The organism is Thiofractor thiocamini (assembly GCF_055384375.1).
In genome coordinates, this window is record NZ_AP042389.1 from 1,030,821 (window position 1) to 1,052,448 (window position 21,628).

Genomic DNA, 21,628 nt, shown 5'->3' on the forward strand with positions numbered 1-21,628 from the left:
AAGGAGAATCAAAATGAAATACTATATAAACAACTTTATAAATCTAAGTTTCAAAAAGCATATATCTTTAGTGATAAGTATTGCCATAGTGATGCTTCCTATAGATGTACAGGCACTTCCGTCTGGGCAAAAAGTAGTAGCAGGAACCGCAAAATTTACCAAAATACTACAAAAGTTAAATATAACCACATCCAATAAAGCTATCATTAATTACAATAGCTTCAATATAGGCAAAAATGAAGCAGTCAGATTTATCCAGCCTTCAAGCTCATCAGTTGTACTAAACAGAGTAACAAATGTAAACAATCCATCTTCCATACTTGGCTCCTTAAACGCAAACGGAAGACTTTTCTTGGTAAATCCGGCGGGTATATATTTTGGAGCTAATTCACAGGTAAATGCCAACAGTTTTCTTGCTACTACTCTAGATATAAGCAATGAAAACTTTTTAAAAGGCAATTATCAATTTAACCAGGTAAAAAATTTACCAAGCAGTTATATCATACAAAAAGGCTCTATCACTGTATCTCCGGAGGGTTTTGTCATACTTGCATCTCCTTTTGTATCAAGTGAAGGGACCATCCTTGCAAAAGCGGGACGAGTGAGCATAGGTGCAACGGATAACTTTTATATACAGTTTGATTCAAACGGTTTGGTCAAGTATGACTACAAAAATACCGGTGATAACGCAGATGCTCCCATAGCCATACCAAAAGAGTACGCAGGAGAGATCATAGACAATGTCATCAATACCGACTCGCTAAATGATGCCGTAAAACTTGAAAACGTAAATGGGAAGATTATGCTAACCGGAGCAAAAGGAAATGCTTTGGTATCCTCAAAGATAGACACATCAGCCGTAGATGGTAAAAAAGCCGGAAAGATAGAAGTAAAGGCACAATACAACGCTTTTATATTAAATAAAGCAAATCTCGTTTCAAATGCAAACAAACAAGGAAACGGCGGATATATAAGCGTATTTTCTAATAACTTGACTTACTCTGATAAAGGAGCATCATATACCGCAAAAGGCGGCAGTATATCAGGCGATGGAGGTTTTGCGGAAGTCAGTGCAAAAGATAAAGTCATATTTGACGGGAGTAAGGTAGATTTATTTGGAAATGGTAAAAAAGGTACTTTTTTAATAGATCCAAATATATTAGATATTACAAGTGATGTAACACTCTCAAATACAAATTATACTGCTTTAGCTGATAGCTCTATCACTTTAAAAAATGGTGTGAGTATCACTACAAATGGAGGAGATATTGATTTTAGCGCACCTTCCATATTTCTTTTGGATAACTCAAGACTTGATGCAGGCAGTGGAGATATAACACTTAATGCTACAACGATAAAAAATGATATATTTACATCCGCAATCTCAAATATTGTTATACATAAAGCTATTTTAACAGGTAACAAGATAGATATAACTTCTACTGCTACTTCAACAAATCATTTTGATAATTTAAATGGAACTTCAACTGCAACTGATCAAGCTTTAACATTTTTGGCAAACAGTCCAATATCTCCTGCGGGAGTTAGTATAACCAACGCTGATGCTTCAGTAGATATACAAAACGGGGCTTCCATTACAGGAAACAGTGTAAATATTAACTCAGTAGCAACTACAGACGGTAATGTATTAACTGTGTTTGCAGGAGCTGCGGTAGGATACGGTAAATCAACAGCAAGTGCTGTAACAACGATAGAAAACGGAGCTTCCATTATGGCAAATACTGGAAATATTGATATCAAGTCTCATGCAACAACTGACAATAAGGTTAAAGCTTATACGATAAATCTAGGCGGTTCAAGAGGAACAAAAGTAAATGTTACGCTATCTTATGCCAAAAATACAACCACATCCAAAAGTGAAGTTCAAAACGGGGCTTCCGTTACAGCAAACAGTGGGGGCGTCAACATAGAAGCAACTTCAGATAAAACCATCCAATCAAGTGCACTTGCCGGTGCCTATGCGGATGGAACATTGGGGGCAGCTGTTTCAATATCAGAATCAACCACTTCAACTTATGCAATAGCGGGAGGAGTGATAAGTGCAAATAATTTAAATGTAAAAGCAACCACAAACAATAACCTGGTCAAATCATCTGCTTCTGCCGCAGTAGGAAATGGCTTGATTACGAAAGCTGCAGTAAAAGTAGCAAATCATGTTTTAGATAAACTTAGCAAATATACAAATTTGATTCCATCAGCTCAATCAGGAAGCAGTACAGCCCCTTATGCTATATCTGCAGCTTTTGCATACGGAGATCATAGCACAAATACTAATGCTTATATAGCAGATGGTGCAAAAGTGACTACTTCAAATCAGCTAAACATAGAAGCCGTAACCGCTTATCCTATAGATTTAGAGCATGGTTCAAAAGGCATAAAATCCAGCGCTATTGCAACAGTTGATAGTTCTAACACAGATACAAAAAACAACTCAGCTGCTGGCGCACTTCTTTATACAAACATAAACAATAATACAAATGCATATATAGGCAAAAATACTATTGTTAATAGTGATGGCGATATATATCTGCATTCAAAAACATATCTTCCTTATGAAATACTATGGCATCAAATTACCGGTGTATCTGACATAACAGATAAATTTAATTCAAACTTAGGAATTCAAAGTGGCTTTTTTACAACTTGGACACAAAGTAATTCATCTGGAGAAAAAGTAGCTATTGCCGGTTCAGTCAATATATTCCACATGAAAAACAATACAAATTCATATATAGATAGCAATGCAAAAATCAATCAAACTACACAAAACTTTGCAAATCTTACACTTCTATCTGAGACAGATCTGCAGAGTTTAAATCTCTCCGGAGTATTTGGATTGAAAGGCATAGGTGCAGGAGGAGGAAAAGGTAGCATAGGAGGCTCGTATCTTGATGTTTTGTATGATGATACTACAACATCGTCCATAAAATCAGGAGCAAAAACAAAATCCAAGACGCTATCTTTAAAAGCTGATAGCGTGACAAAAAATATCTCCATAGCAGAAGCAGGAGGGAGTGCCGGAAAATTTGGAGTATCAGGCTCGGCATCATATCTAAGAATCAACAATGAAACACATACGAGCATAGACGGCTCTACTATAGTCCTTGATGATCCGACAAATAGCAGTTATCATGACATATTAAAACTTAAATCTACAGATGATGCTACTATTTACAATATCACAGGTGGTGTAACAAAAGCATCAAATGTAGGAGTTGGAGTTTCAGTGTCAATAAATAATATAAGCAGAGATACTTATGCAAGGATTACAGGCTCAACTATAAATTCTTATGTAACATCAGGTGATAATTATCTAAAAGCTTATAACACAGGTCTTATAGGCGCTTATTCATTGGCTGGAGCAATTAATGCACCTCCGGTAGAAGAAGCACCAACAGGAAGTAGTGGCAGTGCGCCTGATGGTGGCGGTGGTTTTGGTGTGGGGATATCCGGTGATGTATCTTTAAATAATATCTCGGACAATGCAGAAGCTTCCATAAAAGACTCTGTATTTAATGCAAATACAAATGCAAATGATCTTACTTTAAGAGCAAACAACAACAATAAAATAGACAGTTTTACAGGCTCAGTTACCATAGGTACTTCATCTGTTGGATTATCAGGTTCATACAGTCAAAATAATTTGGCTAGCAGTGCAAAATCTTTTATAGACAATTCAACACTAAATATAAATAAACTAACAATGGATGCAACAAATACAGGAAGTATCAATTCCATAAGTGCCAGTGGAAGCTTTGCGTGGAGTTCAAAATTGGCACTTGCAGGTTCAGTTTCCATAAATGATATCCAAAACGATACACTCTCATATATAACAAACAGTTCAGATGTGACTACAAACTCAGATATTTCGTTAAGTTCAGATGACACACCGTCTATAAAATCAATAGCAGGTGCGGCAGTACTTGGAGGCTCAGCCGGAGTTGGGGCGTCATTTGCCAAAAACAGTATCAAAGATGATACAGAGTCTTACTTTTTAAACAGCGATGTCACATCAAGTGGAAGTATATCGTTGTTATCAAGCATGACAAGTGATATAAAAATTTATGCCGCAGCCGCCGCTGGAGCTTTGGATGGTATGGCAGGAGCTATAAGTGTTGTTTTAAATGATATAGAAAGTTCTATTGATGCATATATATCTGGCAAAAAAAGTAACGGGATACAAAGTGGCGGTGATTTGAATGTAAAAGCACTTGATAATTCAGATATTGAAGCAAACAGCGGAAGCGGTGCTTTTGCAAGTTCTACCGGACTTGGAGCTTCGGTTCTTATAAATACCATTAAAAACACTCTTTTGGCATATTTAGAAAATACTGTTGCCTCAAGTAATGCAAACAGTAAAATAATTGCAAATAGCGACAAAAGTATAAAGACGCTCTCAGTTGGAGGAAGTGGCGCTGGAACAGCGGCACTTGCCGGAAGTGTTGTTGTTAACACCGTAGGCGATACTCTTAACTCTTATATTTTAAACAGTGTATTTAATGTAGAAAAAACACTATCCATGAAAGCACTTGAAGCCAATGACTTGACTACTTGGGGTGGAGCCGGTGCGATAGCAGGTACTTTTGGACTTGGAGGCACTGCAGTAGCAAATAATTTGGCAAACAATATAAAAACTTATATTTCAAACTCTACCGTAAACGCAAAAGGCAACGGCAATACTTTATCTGTCTTAAAAAGTGATTCAAGTGGAAATAATGAAGTGGTAAATGGCTTGGATATGCTCTCTTTGGCAAAAGAAAATATCCAGATAAGAACCGCAACACTTGGTGGGGGAGGAAGTACGGCTATAGTAGGCAGTGCAGCGGTAAATTTGATAAAAGACGATCTTTCTTCTTATATCGAAAACAGCTCAACCATAAATGGCTCCAACAATGGTGCCTCAAGTTTACAAGATGTCAGAGTGCGTTCTTTGCTGCTTGATGATATAGATAGCGCTATAGGAGGGCTTGCTATAGGTGGGGATGCTTCTTTTGGCGGCTCTGTTGTGGTAACAACTCTAAAAAATCAAAACAGATCTTACATAGATAGCTCAACTTTATATGCAAATAGCAAAATTCAAACAAGAAGTGATGATTATAAATGGATCAACAATGTAGTCGTAGGCGGTTCTTTTAGTGGAGTAGCCTCTCTTCAAGGCTCAGTTTCAGTTGTAAATGTTGATGATATGGTTGAATCTTATTTTAACAATGCACAAACATACAGTAATGGTATCATAGATATATTGGCTAATGATACTACAAATTTGGGTACTAAAAAAGACGGTACAAGAATCGGGATTATTACAGGCGGTCTTTCAGGGGGAGCAGTAGCCGGCATAGGCGGTTCGGTAACAGTAAACAAAATCAACCAAAGTGTAAAAGCTCATGCGGATAACAGCATACTAAATGCTAAAAAATCAACTAATATCCTAACAAATGCAAATGCGGATATACTCAACTATTCAGGAACGGTTTCTCTTGGAGGAGCTGCAGGTATCGCGGGGTCGGTGGTTATTAACAATATTGATGCAACTTCACAAGCCTATACTTTAAAAAGTGGAAGTAATACTATGTCTATTAATCAAGATGATAGTTACAAAACAGCCGAACAAGATGTAAATATCATTGCTAACAGTGATTCCAAAACAGACAGCACACTTGGGAGTTTGGGAGCAGGCTTTGCCGGAGTCAGCGGTTCGATAGAAGTAACAACTATAAAAAATACACTTCTTGCACAAGTTGGAAGCGGCACCTCTTTAAATGCAGGAAGAGACTTAAGCGTCAAAGCCCAATCTTTAAAAACAGGAAACAGTGAAGTGGCAGCTTTTGGAGGCGGAGGCATAGCGGTATCCGGAGCGGTTTCAGTAATGAATATAAATAATGCGATTGACAGTAAATCGCTCTCAGCTTCAGAAAATACAAATTCTTATACAGATGGAAAAACAAATAGCAATATCGTAGAGGGAAGGTTGGGAGATACAGATGGGTCGGCATTTGATGAGACAAAAACAAATGTGGATGACTCATTTGCCACAACTCAGCCTACAAGTACGATATATGCTGATATACAAGGAGATTCGGAGATAAAAGTAGGCGGGACATCAAATATAAACTCAATCGATCATATATCCTTAGATACCGCAGCGGGAGCAGCTTCTTTAGGAACAATTGCTATAGGCGGGGGCGTGGCTATCGCCAATATAAATTCCGGTACAAGAGCTTTTGTAGGGCCTTCAAATACTATAAATACACAAAACCTCAATATATCCAGTGAATTTAAAACAACAACAGCAAAAGTTAGAAGTTATGCCAGTAGTGCCGGGGCTGTAGGCTTGGGTGCAGCTGTATCGATACTGAATCTAAAAGGTTACGAGAATTATTCTTTTATAGACAATAACACTCATGTTAGTGCAACAGGAGATATAAATCTACAAGCAACAACAGACCTTCCCTCTTCATCCAAAGCCTATGGTGCATCCATAGCAGAAGCAGCTGCCGGTACTGTAGAATCAACAACACTACAGTACGGACAAACAAAAGCATACGGTAGAAACAATTTGGATTTACAGGCAGACAATATTAATGTCGGTGCAATTTACAATACCGATATAGATACATATTCGCAAGCTTCCTCAGGCGGAATAGCTTCCGGCAGTGGCTCTGAAAGTACAGCAAAAGCAAGCCCAACCGTGGTAACAGCTTTTGGAGACAGTTCATTGATAAATGCTACAAACAATATCAATATCAAATCTTTCACAAACGGCAATGTTAAGAGTCAGGCTGACGGAAACAGTTATGGTGGTATAAGTGTAGGAGTGTCTGATGCAAAAAGTTATTGGACCCCATATATAAGTGCCGATATAGGAAACTTCACACAATTATATAGTAACAATGCTAATATCAATGCTTACGAAAACCATGACTTTTACGGCAATGCTATAACATCAAATAGTGTAAAAGCGGCGGCCTTTACGGCAACCGGTTCACTCATAGGAGGCTCAGGCTCAACCTCTTTAGCTGATTCAAATGTCAAAGTAAAAGTAAATTTTGGAAGCTCAAGTATATTAAATACTCAAAATGATATATATATCAAATCAAAAGCATACTCCAAAACAGTCTCCTCAAGCAACGGGCATAACTATGGTGCAGCCGCAGGTGGTTCGACACATGCTACTTCCAACAGTAATGCCGATGTATCGGTTGATCTTGGTAACAATAACGCAATCGAATCACAAAATGCAAATATCGATATATTGGCTTACTCAAGGATAGATTCAAGCTCAACAACCGTAGGAGGAGCCGGAGGATTGATATCGGGTGCAGGAACACTCTCTGAAAGCGATATAGACAACAATGTTAAAATTACCGTTGGAGACGGAACTAAAGTATATGCCAAAAAGGGTGACATTTATGCAAATGCCATAGGATATATAGATGCTTCAAGTGATACTGGCATATCAACAGGTGGGATTGAAACCATAAATGAAAATGAAGCAAATATAAACGTCAATCAAAATATCGATATCATACTGAACTCTTCAAGCGAACTAGAAGCTAACAACATATATCTAAATGCAAAAGTTGATCATCTTCATGCTACTATAAATTCAAACTCAAAAACTATAGCTGCCGATTCAACTTCAAAGGCTTATGCAAATTTGGATGTGACTTCAAATGTAAATGTAGATATAAAACCTGGAGCAAAACTGACCGGTTACAACAGTGTCAATATAAATGCATTACAAAATTATGTCTACCTTGATGCTTATGCAAAAGCCGAGATCAAAGCAGGACTTACAGGCACGACTTATGCAAAAGTAACAAACAATGCCCATATAAACTCAAATGTAAATGTACAAAGCGGATCAACGATATATACAAGAAATTTAAACATCAAGTCAAGTTCTCCCGATAAGAGTGAAAGTATATACAAACTAAATGCGGAAGCAAAATCAAATACGATAGTGCAATGGGTGCTTACGACTGTTGACAAACTTATCAAAAAAGTCTCAAAGATCCCTATCATAGGATGGTTTGTAAAATGGGTTTGGAAAAAAGTAAAAGAGTGGGTTAAACACATACTCCATTCCGATGCTTCAAGTGATATAGTAGGAGAATACACTTCAAAAGGCGATATAACACTAAATGGTGATGTTTACCAACTATCATCATCTCCTCAAAAACTTACCGTTGCACCGGATGGAACTATAAGTACACTTGGCTCAATTACAGCAAATTTAGGAGCAAACGATATAACGGTAAATGATCTCATCAATCAAGATATAGGGAAGATAACTCTCGATGCAAGCGGTAAGCTAAGCGGTAATGCAAATATATATCTTAGCAACTCCTATCCTTCGGTTGATATTACTAACCATAGTGATAAAAATCTTCTTGTCAATAAGATCAACACTATAAGCGACAATGCAGGCGAACCCAATATAGAGATATTTACAAACGACGGAGAAGATTTCTCAAATTTCAATGTCGTTGCCAAAACACTCTCTCATACCATTGATATAAAAAACCTTACCAATTCGAACATAGTTTTCAAAGGAGATATCAACAATTACGGCGGACAAATGAGCGTTTTCAATCAAGGCGGCAATATACTATCAACTGGTAATCCTGTCATAAAAACCGAAACTTTAAGCTTACAAGCCCCAAGAGGATATATAGGCACATCGGCTAACAGGATAAATGTCGAATTACAACAAAGCTCAAACACGAACTTCCCGTCAATGACTTCCGCTTCACTTGGTAAAACATATCTTGGTATCAGAATGTCAACTCTATCAAATACAGAGCCCTCACCGAGTGATGTACTATATAGCTCTTTGCTAAACAATATAATCGCAAATGATGATATAGATCTGACACTGTATCAGGGATATGCTTACTGGAACAGTACAAATACCGTAACTGATGCCAACGGCAACACTCATGATGAAGTCATAGCACATACCTCAAATATTGGTAGCAATTATGACCTACATAACATCATATCAAAAGGAAACATTTACATAACCGGAGAAAACGGAGTCTCTTTGGTAAATTATGAAGCTATAAACAGCGGCAACAAAGATATAGCCTTAAACATAAACGATACAACAGATCCTACTTTAAACGAACATATCCAAAATATAGGTACGAATGATATATATCTAAACCCTATAGCTCCGACAGGAGGATTGGTAAGTATAGCTTTGGCAAACGGTACTTTCAATGAGGCATCATCCGGCTATGTTACTATACTTGACGGATATATGCACCTAAATATACAAAACAATACCCCTAAAAATTTACACACAGACTCTTTGCAAATGGGCGTAAAAACCATTGGCAGTTTTACTCTAAACGGTGTAGAACAATCCTTTACTCCAACAGGCTATGATAGCGGTAAAATCGATATAGCAAGCTTACAAGGCGGCAATATCAATGCATCTGATACTACAACACCTATAGAATTGACAGGTGAATTATCTCTTCACTCAAACGGCAATGTATTTGTAAATGCGCTAAATGATTTGACTTTGAGCCAAATAGCAGCAAATGATGTCTGGCTTCAAACAGGAGGAAGCATCATAGACTTAGCACAGAACAATCCTACCGTAACAGCCGATGATCTACAGCTAAATGCCGCTAATGATATAGGTGATGCTCTGCATCCTCTAACCGTTAATGCAAATCTTTTAAATGCAAACAGTCAAAGCGGAGATATTTATATAAGTTCAAATAACAATATCTTTATAGACCTGATCCAAACTCCAAAAAGATTGACACTTTTTAGCAACGGAGGGATTTATCAAAACGGTGATGACAGCTTGGATATCATAGCGAATGAAATGCTACTCAAATCAAGAAACGGTGTGGGAGATAACGCTATAGTAAAAAATGCTTTGGACACTTCAGTCAATGTCATTGATATATACAATTCTACGGCAAATGATATAGCGATAGTCAACGATAAAACTCTTCATGCAAACGACCTTGACGGCGATGGATATGCACTATATAACGGAGGTGGAAGTATAGATATAAAAACGAAAGGAGACTTTGTACAATCTCCTGCATCTTCGATATTTGCAAACAAGGATGTTTTGGTTGACGCACAAAATGATATCTATATATCGAAAATCCAATCAGGCAGAGATACAATGCTTCGCTCAAGGGAGAGCAACATCTACGGCAACAAATCAACAAAACCAAATATCACCGCAGGTAGAAATATCATCCTTCTTGCGTTAAACGGTTTTGTTGGAACTCCTCAAAAGCCTATATATGTTGCATCTTCCACTACTGACTTGTCGGTAAAAGCGAAAAAATCAGACAATTTTATCTCAGCTTATATATACGGTATCGCATCGAAGCAAAACAAACACTCCGATAATGATCTTTCCATTTTTGACAACAGACCGGTAAGCGGAACTCTCATAGATATTTACAACAGCATGTTAAGAAATATATTCGATACCGAATCACTCCATAGAAATAATGTACTTTTCATAGGTTCAAACGCTTTCAGCCCTCAAAGAAACAATACCTATATCATCAATCAATAAGAGGCTCTATCAAGAGCCTCCCACACTTTTAGTACTTGATAATGCTCTTTTACATCATGGCATCTGATGATGTCAGCTCCATTTTCTACCGCTTGTAAATGCAAAGCCAAAGTTCCGGGCAGTCTGTCTTTTACTTCGCAGGGAGTTATCATATCTATCATCGACTTTCTGCTTGCTCCTATAAGCAGTGGATACCCCAAAGATAAAAAATACTCCAAATTCTTTAAAAGCAAAAGATTGTGTTCAAGTTTTTTTCCAAATCCTATGCCGACATCCAAAACTATATCTTGTATGCCAAAGCTAAGAGCTTTTTCTATCCTTTGTTCAAAAAAATCATAAACTTCCAAAAGAATATCATCATAAGTTGGATTTTTTTGCATATCTTTTGGCGTTCCTTTCATGTGCATCAAAACTACTTTTGCCTTATACTTCGAAGCTACTTTTGCTGCCTCATCGTTTGAAAGTGCCGTTATGTCATTTACTATCTTAAAACCTTTATCAAGTGCGTATCCAAGGCACTTTGGGGAGTAGCTATCAAGCGAAAACATAGCTTTCTCATACAGTTTTGAGTTATAAATCTCATCTATAATGGGCTTTACTCTTTTTAGCTCCTCTTCTTCGCTCACGGCTTCACTGCCCGGTCTTGAAGATACTCCGCCTATATCTATGATATCGGCACCATCACCAATCATTACTTCTATCTGTTTTACAGCACTGCTTCCTTCAAATCTACTGCCTTCAAAAAAACTGTCATCGTTTGCATTGATAACACCCATGATTTGAGTATCACTGTTTTTGGATTTGCCGATATATTTTGTTATCTCTTTGGCAAACTCTTTAAGCCCGAAAGGTTGGCTTAACTCTTTTTTCGATAACTTTTTTAGCTGCGCATTCGTAGCTATAAGCAAAGCATCTGATTTGTCATTTTTACAAAGTATGGTATCGCGATGCACTACCAAATCAGCTCCGATAGAGAGTGCATCCTGTTTTAGTATCAAAGCTGCCGGATTTTTTATATCTTTTAGATAGATATAGTTTAACACCATTTTATCTTTCAAGATAGCATTTCCCTCTTTTGTAGAGCCTATTTTAGCAAATATCTTCTCTTTATCCGTCTTATTTGATAGTTTAATGATTTTCACAAAAACTCCAATTTTTCATTTTTAATTTTTAATTCTTCCCTATCTATTATGGTTGTAAGTACCAAATTCAAAAGAAAAGCTGCCCTCGTATTGAGATCTGCAAGTTTTATGGCGTTTTCAAAGACTTCCAACTCCTTTTCGTTGAATTTCATGGAGTATTTGTGGACAGCTTCATAAAAAATATCCTGCAGTAACTCTTTTAACTCATTTTTTGAAACCCTTTGGTTTTCTTTTACAAAATCAAATATATCTTTTAAGCTCATTTTTGAAAGATTTATCTCTATCTCTCTCTCTTTTTTTGATTGTTTCAAGTTTACAACCGGAAGCCTTGATCTAATTGTCGGTAAAAAGTTTGACTTGGAGTTTGAAATGATAACAAATATCGTATTTGCAGGAGATTCTTCAAGTATTTTTAAAAGTGAGTTTTGGGCATAAGTATTGAAACTTTTTGCTATGATTAAGATGTATTTGTCTTTTTCTTCTTTTATATATGCCTCTTTTGTAACATCTTTGGCATCTTCAAGCAAAAAATCATCTTTTTCAAAAATTTTTATGAGTTTCGAGTTTATACCATTTAGCATCTTCTCCTTAGCACTTGACAAATCATCACTAATAACTATAATATTTGACGATATATCCAACCCGCTACTCACCCATTCACCCATTCACCATCAACTACTTATCCCAGATCTTCCATAGTTATCTCACCAAACAAAACAGCATTTATACTCTTGTCAAACAGTCTTGCAAGCTGTATAAGCTTGATATCCAAAAGCTCATCGACGGAATTTAGATAAAAACTGTTTTGTAACTGCTCATCCATGACCCATAAAAAACTTCTTTCGCTGTGTTTTACTATCTTGGCTCTAGGTGAATTGCTCTCACCTATATAAAAAAATGTATAACCGTTTGGAAAAGAAACACTAAGCATATCCTCTATCATAGATAACTTCTCTTTTGAATTTGCCTCATCTATGTTTATACAAAGCTCTTCAAGTGTGACCATCGGGAGCAGAGGCCTGTTCTTCTCAAAACCGTTAAGGCTTTGGGATAAGTACTTGCCAAACCACTCCCTCTTTTTATCGGTCAAAATGATAAATGTATGACCCACAAGGATACTCTTAAGAGCTGAAGAGACCAAAGGCACCCATTCGAACCTCTTCTCCTCCATCCAGCTCATCAAAGAGTCATCTTCTCTTATGGTCTCAAGTGTCCACTGAAGAAATCTTTGCATTATTTATCCAGATTGTATGCTTGGTGCAAAGCTCTTACGGCTAATTCGCCGTACTTTTCATCAACCACCATGGAAACTTTTATCTCACTGGTACTAATCATTTGTATATTGATATTTTCCTTTGCCAAAGTATCAAAAGCTTTGCTTGCTACACCGCTGTGAGACTGCATACCTACACCAACTACGGAAACTTTTACGATATTTGGATCGAACTCCAAAAGTTCTGAAGCATTAAGCTCGTTCATGACTCTTTTGGCTTCACTTAGTTCATTTTCCGGAACCGTAAAACCAAGATTGGTCACTCCGTCAAGTCCTACATTTTGTATGATCATATCGACATTTATATTTTCACTAGCCAGTCTGTTAAATATCCTAGCAGCTATGCCCGGTTCATCTTTTACACCTCTTAATGTCACCCTAGCTTGATTTCTATCAAGTGCGACTCCGCTTACAAGTGGTTTTTCCATAATATTCTCTTCCTTTGTTATGAGTGTTCCTTCATTGTCGTTAAAACTACTTCTTGTTACCAATGTCACATCAAGTTTCTTTGCAAGTTCAACTGATCTGTTTTGCAAAACTTTAGCTCCAAGACTGGCAAGTTCAAGCATTTCATCATAACTTATGATATCAAGTTTTTTAGCCTTTGGCTCGATCCTGGGATCAGTGGTATAAACACCGTCAACATCTGTATATATTTCACAAAGATCAGCCCTTAAAGCTCCCGCTATCGCTACGGCACTAAGATCACTTCCTCCGCGACCAAGAGTTGAAACTTCGCCACTGCTTGTAATACCTTGAAAACCTGCGACGACAACTATCTCATTATTGTCCAAATGCTCTCTTATCTTTGATGAATCTATAGAGTCTATCCTGGCGGTTGTGTGCAAATCATCCGTGTAAATACCGGCTTGCCTTCCTGTAAGCGCTATGGAGTTATACCCCATCGCATCAAGCGCGATACTTAAAAGCGAACTTGTAACCCTTTCACCGGAACTTAAAAGCAGATCCATCTCACGCCTAGGCGGATTGTCACTAAAATACTTGGCATACTCTATAAGCTTGTTGGTTTCACCGCTCATTGCCGATACAACAACAACTACATCATTTCCCTCATCTTTCGCTCTTGCTACTCTTTTGGCGACGTTTTCTATCCTCTCGAGATTTCCGACACTCGTCCCGCCATACTTTTGAACTATCAACATTATTTACCTTAATTTCTCATTTTTAATTTTTCATTATTCATTTTTATAAGTATCCCTCTTTTTTAAAATATTTAAGAACCTCTTTATATATTGGTCTTTTAAAATATGTGACAAATTTGAATATATCTTGATATTTGACAAATTTATAGTCATCGAACTCGGGATGTTTCGTTTTTAAATCTATCTTTGCTTTAGTTTTCAATCTTACCAAAAAATACTTTTGTATTTGACCATCATACGGATACATTTTTTTTGCGATAATATTTGGAAAATCATAACTTACCCATTTTGGATACTCGGCAACTATCTCGAATTTGTCAGTTCCAATCTCTTCTTTTAATTCCCTAAAAAGTGCTTCTTTTGGGGTTTCTCCCTCATCTATGCCACCTTGCGGGAATTGCCAACTGTCCTTGACATCATTTCTTTTAGCGACAAATATCTCACTTTTAAAAGGATATTTCGGCGATAGTATAACCGCAGCGACATTGGGCCTGTATCTTTTTTCTTTTTTTTCCATAACTATTTTACTTATTTTTTGATAGAATTCTATCAAAATTACTATTAAGGTTTTATTTGTTACTCTATCTTCATATACCTTTTTGTGACAGCAAATGTTTTTACTGCTCTTTCAACTCTTATGTGGACAAGTTTAACTTACGCAGTTCATACATGAAAGCCATCATAAAACAAGTAGATTTTGAGATAAAAAGATTTGGCTTGAAAAAAAAAGAGATATCATCAGTTTTTATAGGAGGCGGAACTCCTTCAACCGTTTCGCCAAAGCTTTATGAAGATTTTTTCAAAAAGATATCCCCATACTTGAGTGATAATGTTGAAATCACTACTGAAGCCAACCCAAACAGTGCATCTTTGGAGTGGATAAAAGGCATGAAAAGTCTTGGTGTGAACAGGATGAGTTTTGGAGTGCAAAGTTTTGATGATGAAAAACTGATATATCTTGGAAGAAACCATACATCAAATAGTGCCTTGCAAGCCATAGAAAACGCTTTTCTAGCAGATATAAAAAATATATCTTTAGATTTGATACATGATACTCTTTTGGATGATGAAAAACTTCTTCAAAACGATATAGATACCGCATCGAAGCTTCCTATCAATCACATAAGCTCATACTCGCTGACTATTGAAAAGGATACAAAGTTTTTTAAGATACAAGAGCGTTCAAAAGAGGATATAGATACTCAAAAGTGGTTTTACGAAATGATAGAAAATGCAGGTTTCCCTAGATATGAAGTATCAAATTTTGGACGATATATCTGCAGACACAATGTTGGCTACTGGAAGCATTATGACTATATCGGCATTGGTGCGGGAGCAGTAGGATACAACCAAGATGCAAGATATTATCCCCAAAAAGATATACAAAAATATATCCAAGATCCATTGTTACACAAAAAAGAGATTCTTAATATTTCTCAAATCAAAGAGGAAAAAGTTTTTTTGGGACTTAGATCATGTGTGGGATTTTATAAAGATATACTAACAGATAGTGAAAAAAATAGAGTTGACATACTTGAAAAAGAGCATAAAGTGATGCAAAAAGAGGGTAAGATTTTCAATGCGGATTATTTGTTAAGTGATGAGATTGCACTATTTATCTTAGACTAATTATACTTTGGATAAAATAACTTTTCAAAATTCTTTATAAAGCAGGTAATCGATATATGTTTGGAATGGGTTTTTCCGAGATAATGATCATCTTGGTGATCGGTATCATTTTTTTAGGTCCTGAAAAGCTTCCAGAAGCCATGGTTAAAATCGCAAAATTTTTCAATACCTTCAAAAAGACTATTAACGAAGCAAAAGAGAGTATCGATCAAGAACTCAAAATCGAGGAGCTCAAAAAAGAAGCTCTTGAATATAAGAAAAAACTGCACGAAACGACAAATAGTGTCAAGCACTCGGTTTACATGGATGAGTTTGAAGAGATAAAAAATTCCGCAACAGATATAAATAAAACTTTCAAAGAGAGTGTTGAAGAAGCCGCTACTGCTACAAAAGATGATATAGGCACTGAAAAAATAGAAAAAAAAGTAAAGAAAAAGAAAAAAAGCACCCCTAAAAAGATAGAAGATACAGCCAAAAAAGAGGATACGTCTCAAGCTGAGGATATAGATAATGTTTGAAGAGTTAAAACCGCATATTGCCGAGCTTAGACTGAGACTTGGCATCTCCCTGGCTACAATTATAGTTATGTTCTTTGTATGCTTCAACTTTTGGGAACCGCTTCTATCGTGGATGATACATCCACTTAAAGAAGTACTTCCTTCAACTAGTAGCATTATATTCACCAAAGTTCAAGAACCTCTTTTTACGGCACTTAAAGTTTCATTTTTTGCAGGTTTCATACTCTCTTTGCCTGTCGTATTTTGGCAATTATGGCTTTTTATATCCCCGGGGCTTTATGAAAATGAAAAAAAGATGATACTACCGTTTGTCTTTTTTGCAACCATTATGTTTTTAATGGGTGCGGCATTTTGTTACTTTGTGGTCATACCTTTTGGATTTGCTTTTTTGGTGAATTTTGGAGGCAAACTATTTACTGCTCTTCCAAGTATAGGTGAGTATGTAGGATTTTTCACGAAGCTTCTGTTTGGATTTGGTATAGCTTTTGAATTGCCTGTTATAACATTTTTCTTAGCCAAGATAGGCATGGTAACTGATAAAACTTTGATAGGTTTTTTTAGATATGCTATAGTTATCATATTTGCTGTTTCTGCACTTTTGACCCCTCCTGATGTTTTAACCCAGTTTCTTATGGCCGGTCCTCTTATACTGCTTTACGGTTTTTCGGTTCTCATAGCTAGATATGTCAATCCTGAAAAAAATGAAGAAGAGAGCGAAGAAGAGGATATAGGCGAAGATGACACAGAAGAAAACAAAGAAGATATAAACAAAGACAAATAAACTTGAATCCGCTAAACATAGAGAGTTACAGCTATGAGTTGCCTTCGCATCTCATAGCATCATCTCCCGCAAACCCAAAAGATCACTGCAAACTTTTGGTGTATGATAGAAAAAAAGATAAAATAATACATGACAAATTTTACAATATCCTAAAATATTTACCAAAAGATTGTGCCGTACTTCTAAACGATACAAAAGTGATAAAAGCCAGGATATACGGTCAAAAAGAGAGCGGAGGCAAAGTTGAGCTGCTACTTAATTCTCCTTTGGAAAATGATAGTTTCCTGGTATATATAAGAGGAAAAGTAAAAGTTGATACCAAACTCGTTTTTGATATGGGCTTAACGGCACTTTTAAAAAAGTTAAATGATGACGGAACAAGAGTAGTAAAATTTTTCATAGATGAAAAAACAGTAAATTTTGAAAAATTAAATAACATCCTTGAAAAGATAGGTCATGTTCCTTTACCTCCTTATATAAAAAGAGAAGATACAAAAGATGATGAAAAAAATTATCAAACTCTTTTTGCCAAAAATATAGGAGCAGTTGCAGCCCCTACAGCTTCACTTCATTTCAGTGATAAACTTTTAAAGGATTTGAAACAAAAGCATGAAGTCGGATTTTTGACTTTACATGTGGGTGCCGGGACATTTAAACCTGTTGAAGTTCAAAATATACTCGAGCATAAAATGCACTCCGAATTTTACTCCATACCAAAAAAAACCTGTGAAATTATAAATTCGAAAAAAGATATACTTGCCGTAGGCACAACTGTAGCTAGAACGATAGAGTACTACATAAGAGAAAAAAACAGCATCTCAAATGCCGATATTTTTATCCATCCAAAAAACCCGCCACTTAGAGTAAATCATCTTTTAACCAATTTTCATTTACCAAGATCAACCCTTTTGATGTTGGTTGCAAGTTTTATAGGCATAGAAAAAACATTGGAGATTTACAATATCGCCATAAAAAATGAGTATCGTTTCTTCTCTTACGGAGATGCGATGCTTATATTGTAAAATCTAACAACAAGGAGCAAAAGCATGAGCAATGTAAAAGTTTACGGCATAAAAACATGTGGTAGTGTTAAAAAAGCTATCAAATTTTTAAACGACAATCACATAGAGTTTGATTTTATAGATTTTAAAAAAGAACATATCCATAGAGACAAGATAGAAGAGTGGCTTAAAAAAACTTCCATAGATAAACTTTTCAACAACCGCGGTACCAAATACAGAGTGTTGAAACTAAAAGAACTTGAGTTGGATGATGAAGGTAAGATAGAATGGCTTGCAAAAGAAAATATGCTTATAAAAAGACCTGTTGTAGAGTATAACGATCAAGTCATAGTAGGATTTGACGAAGAATTATACAGACAAATTTTTGGCTTATAACCGGGAATCATTCCCGGTTATGATTTTATTTATCTTGGTGTATGTCGAGCTGTGGATATGGAATGGATATACCTTTCTCATCAAAAACAAGTTTTACTTTTTCCAAAGTATCGAAGTAAACTCCCCAGTAATCGCCACTTTTGACCCATGCTCTTACCACAAAATTAACACTACTGTCAGCCAACTCACTCACTGCGACAAAAGGTGTCGGATCATCTAAGACCCTTTCATCTGATTTTACGATCTCTTCCAAAGTACTTTTTGCCAACTTTAAGTCATCATCATACCCTATGCCAAATGTAAAATCCACTCTTCTGGTATCTTTAGCAGAAAAGTTTGTAATGTTTCCGCCGATGATAGCTGAGTTTGGTATGATGATCTGTTTATTGTCACCTGTTTTTAAAAGTACGCTAAAAAGGTTGATCTCTTCAACCATTCCGCTTTCACCTGCTGCTTGTATAAAATCGCCCACGCTAAAGGGTCTGAAAAATATCAAAAGTACCCCGGCTCCGACATTGGAAAGTGTACCTTGGAAAGCCAGACCAACTGCCAAACCTGCTGCACCCAAAACTGCTATAAATGATGTGGTGTTAACTCCAAGGTTACTTAAAGCTGCCAGTATAATAAAGAGTAACAAACCTCCGTATATAACATTACCTAAAAATTTTACAATGGTTTCATCCATTTTAGCTTTTTGCATGGCTTTTTTTGTAAAATTAGTTAGCCATGAAGCTACTTTTTTCCCGATATAAAATATAAGTATAGAGCCTATGACTTTTAAGCCGTAAACACTTATATATCCCATAACGGCATCAAGATTGATATCCATCTTCTACTCCTTTTTTATTTTATGGCATACCTGGAAAAAATTATACCACAGATATTGTGAACATTGTGAATTATATGGGCAAGTTCAGCCATCTTTTGAGTATCAAGGATGCAGATAAACTGTCTATTCTCCCGTCTCTTTTTATCTTCACTTCACCTTTTAAAAGTTCTTTTGCCTCGCTGCTTGTGCCGTATTCATCTTGAAACTCTATATCGCCTTCAAAATCAACTAAATTTACAAAATGCTCTATGCGTCTTTGCATCTCGTCTTCACTGCTGCCTCCTCTTGGAAGACCTACTACCAATGTATCGGCTTCTTTTTGTTTTAAAAGATTTGCAAGCTCTTCCGCTGCTTGGTTGCGATTTTTTCTTAAGATCGCTTTTTGGGGTAAAACAGTTTTTTTATCATAAGTAACGGCTATACCTATCCTTTTAAGTCCTATATCTACCGCTACTATGCTCATGTCAGCCTCACTCTACCGTTTTCTATCAGTATCTTTCCGTCAAGTTCAGCCTCGAACACCCTATCTCCATATATCTTCAAGGCATCTTCATATCTTGGAAAATTTTTGCAAAACTCATAAAATTCATCCTTTTTAAGTTCCGTCTCTTCAGTAGCACCAAAAGTTTTGACAAATTCGTCTATATCATATATGGGAGTGGCCAGTGCGTCTTTTAAGAGCTGATTTGTTCCTTTGCTTTCATCTATTCTGTGAGGAAGAACATATATGGGTTTATTGTGTTTCATTGCAAACTCGGCACTTCTAAGCGAACCGCTTTTCAAATCAGCCTGAGTTATGATGACAGCTTCACTTAAAGCTACGATTATCTCGTTTCTTATGACAAAACTCCATGGAGTTGCTTTAAAATCAGGCTCAAACCGGCTTATAACCAATCCATTTTTTTCTATCTCTTCTATGATATTTTTATTGACCTTGGGATATCTGTGGTTTAAGCCGCTTCCTGTTACCGCTATGGTATTGCTGCTGCCCGCTCCTTGATGAGCCAAAGCATCAACTCCCATAGCAGCACCGCTTAGTATGCACACTCTAACATTTGCCAATTTTTTTGCCAACTCATAAGTAAATACCTTGGTGTAGTTTATGGGTCTTCTACTTCCTACTATGGCGATTTTTCTTTTTTTTAAAAGTTCGATATTTCCTTTATAATACAGCTTTTCTACCGGAACTTTTAAATCTTGCAGCTCACTTGGGATTTGTTTTAAGATTTGCATAAATTGTACCTACATAAACAAGCTTTACATCTTTTAGTAAAGCTGCTGACATTTTAAGAGCCTGAAGAGTTTTTGGATGTGGATGTCCTATAGCTATGGCAAAACCTTTTTGTTTTGCTTTTGCAACCGCTTTTTTTAATTGATTTTGTATATAGGATATATCGGCGACATTATCTATAAACACATCTCTGCTCAAAAGTTTTTTGTGAAAATTTTTAGCAACTTTTGATGCAACGGTATCGGCGCTCGTTCTACTGTCTATAAAAATCAAATTATACCTACCTAAAACAGTGTAAAGTTTCATCATCGAGTCATAATCGGATGTAAACTTGCTGCCTGTATGGTTGTTTAAAAACTTATCTCTTGGAAACCACTTTTTTATATTTTTTATGCGGTTGTTTATCGTATCCAAACTATCAGTGGTCAAAAGTGTTTTTGGCTCAGGATGAGGGTAATGAAGTGCTTCAAGAGGTAAATGTACCATATAAAAATCAAACTCACTCGCAAGCTTTGGAGTATCGGGATGTCTTTTAGTAGGAGGGAAAAATGAAGGCGTGACTTTAAAAGGAAGAGCTTTTATCTTGCTGACTTCCGAAGCAAAAGCAACATCATCTATGATGATAGCAAGAAGTGGTTTTTTGGACTGTACAAAAAGTGTCGTTTTTGTTTGCTTGGGTTTGATATTGTCATACTTTTCCAAGCTTTTTTTATAATCAACAGCTTCGGATGAAAGTACTTTTTTTGGCTTTTTTGGAGTTTTTAAAGATTGCTTTTGACTTTTTTTGGCCTTAATCAACTCTTTTTTTAAAATATCGACTTTCTCTTTTTCCTCTTTTAGCATTTTATTCATTTTTTCCAAAAGCTCTTTGCTTGGATACGCTTTTTTTTCGGTATTTTTTTTGGACACAAAAAGTGTTTTAACAGTGTCAAAACTTCCGTATATCAAAAAGGATGCTAAAATTATGAACAGTATGATAGAAAATGATTTTTTATATTTTTGCCAAAAACCTACTTTTTTTTTCGATCTTTTTTTTATTTTTCTTTTTTTTATCATAAATTTATCGATTATGGATCTACAGGG

15 protein-coding genes are annotated in these 21,628 nt (G+C 36.2%); 6 read left to right on the top strand and 9 right to left on the bottom strand.

Features of this window, described 5'->3' with window-relative positions:
* The first annotated feature begins 13 nt into the window (after positions 1-13).
* On the top strand, positions 14-10,582 hold the full coding sequence (locus tag ACZ47B_RS05200) for a filamentous hemagglutinin N-terminal domain-containing protein (protein WP_464895619.1): 10,569 nt from the start codon (positions 14-16) through the stop codon (positions 10,580-10,582).
* Here ACZ47B_RS05200 and folP read toward each other — a convergent pair.
* From folP to ACZ47B_RS05225, 5 genes are read right to left on the bottom strand one after another with little or no spacing between them, the layout of a single operon-like run.
* Entirely contained in the window at positions 10,576-11,724 is a 1,149-nt protein-coding gene (gene folP / locus ACZ47B_RS05205; protein ID WP_464895620.1) for a dihydropteroate synthase, read from the bottom strand. The genes ACZ47B_RS05200 and folP overlap by 7 nt on opposite strands.
* Positions 11,721-12,389 carry a DNA polymerase III subunit delta' gene (locus ACZ47B_RS05210; protein ID WP_464895621.1) on the bottom strand — a complete coding sequence of 223 codons (669 nt, stop codon included), beginning with the start codon at positions 12,387-12,389 and terminating at the stop codon, positions 11,721-11,723. Before ACZ47B_RS05210 ends, folP begins: the two co-directional genes overlap by 4 nt.
* Positions 12,390-12,403: 14 nt before the next feature.
* Positions 12,404-12,958: a HobA family DNA replication regulator gene (locus ACZ47B_RS05215; protein ID WP_464895622.1), complete on the bottom strand. Its 555-nt coding sequence runs from the start codon at positions 12,956-12,958 to the stop codon at positions 12,404-12,406.
* Positions 12,958-14,160: an aspartate kinase gene (locus ACZ47B_RS05220; protein ID WP_464895623.1), complete on the bottom strand. Its 1,203-nt coding sequence runs from the start codon at positions 14,158-14,160 to the stop codon at positions 12,958-12,960. The genes ACZ47B_RS05215 and ACZ47B_RS05220 overlap by 1 nt, the downstream gene beginning before the upstream one ends.
* 43 nt (positions 14,161-14,203) lie before the next feature.
* Positions 14,204-14,677, bottom strand: a complete 474-nt coding sequence (locus ACZ47B_RS05225; protein WP_464895624.1) for an RNA pyrophosphohydrolase — start codon at positions 14,675-14,677, stop codon at positions 14,204-14,206.
* Positions 14,678-14,733: 56 nt separating this feature from the next.
* On the opposite strand from ACZ47B_RS05225, the gene hemW reads away from it, so the two are divergent.
* The 5 genes from hemW to ACZ47B_RS05250 are packed head-to-tail and all read left to right on the top strand — an operon-like array spanning position 14,734 to position 18,485.
* Positions 14,734-15,789 (top strand): radical SAM family heme chaperone HemW, encoded by a 1,056-nt coding sequence (gene hemW / locus ACZ47B_RS05230; protein ID WP_464895625.1) that lies wholly within the window; start codon positions 14,734-14,736, stop codon positions 15,787-15,789.
* Positions 15,790-15,845: 56 nt separating this feature from the next.
* Positions 15,846-16,307 carry a Sec-independent protein translocase protein TatB gene (gene tatB, locus ACZ47B_RS05235; protein WP_464895626.1) on the top strand — a complete coding sequence of 154 codons (462 nt, stop codon included), beginning with the start codon at positions 15,846-15,848 and terminating at the stop codon, positions 16,305-16,307.
* On the top strand, positions 16,300-17,088 hold the full coding sequence (tatC, locus tag ACZ47B_RS05240) for a twin-arginine translocase subunit TatC (RefSeq protein ID WP_464895627.1): 789 nt from the start codon (positions 16,300-16,302) through the stop codon (positions 17,086-17,088). The genes tatB and tatC overlap by 8 nt, the downstream gene beginning before the upstream one ends.
* A 2-nt stretch (positions 17,089-17,090) precedes the next feature.
* Complete coding sequence (queA, locus tag ACZ47B_RS05245; RefSeq protein ID WP_464895628.1) at positions 17,091-18,110, top strand: tRNA preQ1(34) S-adenosylmethionine ribosyltransferase-isomerase QueA; 1,020 nt, start codon at positions 17,091-17,093, stop codon at positions 18,108-18,110.
* Positions 18,111-18,134: 24 nt separating this feature from the next.
* Positions 18,135-18,485, top strand: coding sequence for an arsenate reductase family protein (locus ACZ47B_RS05250; protein ID WP_464895629.1), 351 nt, complete (start codon positions 18,135-18,137; stop codon positions 18,483-18,485).
* Positions 18,486-18,510: 25 nt separating this feature from the next.
* On the opposite strand, the gene ACZ47B_RS05255 is transcribed toward ACZ47B_RS05250, so the two are convergent.
* The 4 genes from ACZ47B_RS05255 to ACZ47B_RS05270 all read right to left on the bottom strand — a co-directional run bounded on the left by ACZ47B_RS05255 (position 18,511) and on the right by ACZ47B_RS05270 (position 21,601).
* On the bottom strand, positions 18,511-19,314 hold the full coding sequence (locus tag ACZ47B_RS05255; protein WP_464895630.1) for a mechanosensitive ion channel family protein: 804 nt from the start codon (positions 19,312-19,314) through the stop codon (positions 18,511-18,513).
* Between the two features lie 70 nt (positions 19,315-19,384).
* Complete coding sequence (ruvX, locus tag ACZ47B_RS05260) at positions 19,385-19,777, bottom strand: Holliday junction resolvase RuvX (RefSeq protein WP_464895631.1); 393 nt, start codon at positions 19,775-19,777, stop codon at positions 19,385-19,387.
* Complete coding sequence (locus ACZ47B_RS05265; protein WP_464895632.1) at positions 19,774-20,547, bottom strand: DNA-processing protein DprA; 774 nt, start codon at positions 20,545-20,547, stop codon at positions 19,774-19,776. The genes ruvX and ACZ47B_RS05265 overlap by 4 nt, the downstream gene beginning before the upstream one ends.
* A complete protein-coding gene (locus ACZ47B_RS05270; RefSeq protein WP_464895633.1) occupies positions 20,519-21,601 on the bottom strand; it encodes a divergent polysaccharide deacetylase family protein in 1,083 nt (360 codons plus the stop codon). Before ACZ47B_RS05270 ends, ACZ47B_RS05265 begins: the two co-directional genes overlap by 29 nt.
* Positions 21,602-21,628: the final 27 nt, after the last annotated feature.

Excerpts from the sequence above, each read along its gene's own strand:
- ACZ47B_RS05220 (WP_464895623.1), bottom strand. The coding sequence starts at position 14,160 with ATGTTGATAGTTCAAAAGTATGGCGGGACGAGTGTCGGAAATCTCGAG.
- ACZ47B_RS05265 (WP_464895632.1), bottom strand. The coding sequence starts at position 20,547 with ATGCAAATCTTAAAACAAATCCCAAGTGAGCTGCAAGATTTAAAAGTT.
- ACZ47B_RS05270 (WP_464895633.1), bottom strand. The coding sequence starts at position 21,601 with ATGATAAAAAAAAGAAAAATAAAAAAAAGATCGAAAAAAAAAGTAGGT.
- tatB (WP_464895626.1), top strand. The coding sequence starts at position 15,846 with ATGTTTGGAATGGGTTTTTCCGAGATAATGATCATCTTGGTGATCGGT.
- ACZ47B_RS05250 (WP_464895629.1), top strand. The coding sequence starts at position 18,135 with ATGAGCAATGTAAAAGTTTACGGCATAAAAACATGTGGTAGTGTTAAA.
- ACZ47B_RS05200 (WP_464895619.1), top strand. The coding sequence starts at position 14 with ATGAAATACTATATAAACAACTTTATAAATCTAAGTTTCAAAAAGCAT.
- ACZ47B_RS05215 (WP_464895622.1), bottom strand. The coding sequence starts at position 12,958 with ATGCAAAGATTTCTTCAGTGGACACTTGAGACCATAAGAGAAGATGAC.
- ACZ47B_RS05225 (WP_464895624.1), bottom strand. The coding sequence starts at position 14,677 with ATGGAAAAAAAAGAAAAAAGATACAGGCCCAATGTCGCTGCGGTTATA.
- ACZ47B_RS05210 (WP_464895621.1), bottom strand. The coding sequence starts at position 12,389 with ATGGGTGAATGGGTGAGTAGCGGGTTGGATATATCGTCAAATATTATA.
- ruvX (WP_464895631.1), bottom strand. The coding sequence starts at position 19,777 with ATGAGCATAGTAGCGGTAGATATAGGACTTAAAAGGATAGGTATAGCC.
- ACZ47B_RS05255 (WP_464895630.1), bottom strand. The coding sequence starts at position 19,314 with ATGGATATCAATCTTGATGCCGTTATGGGATATATAAGTGTTTACGGC.
- tatC (WP_464895627.1), top strand. The coding sequence starts at position 16,300 with ATGTTTGAAGAGTTAAAACCGCATATTGCCGAGCTTAGACTGAGACTT.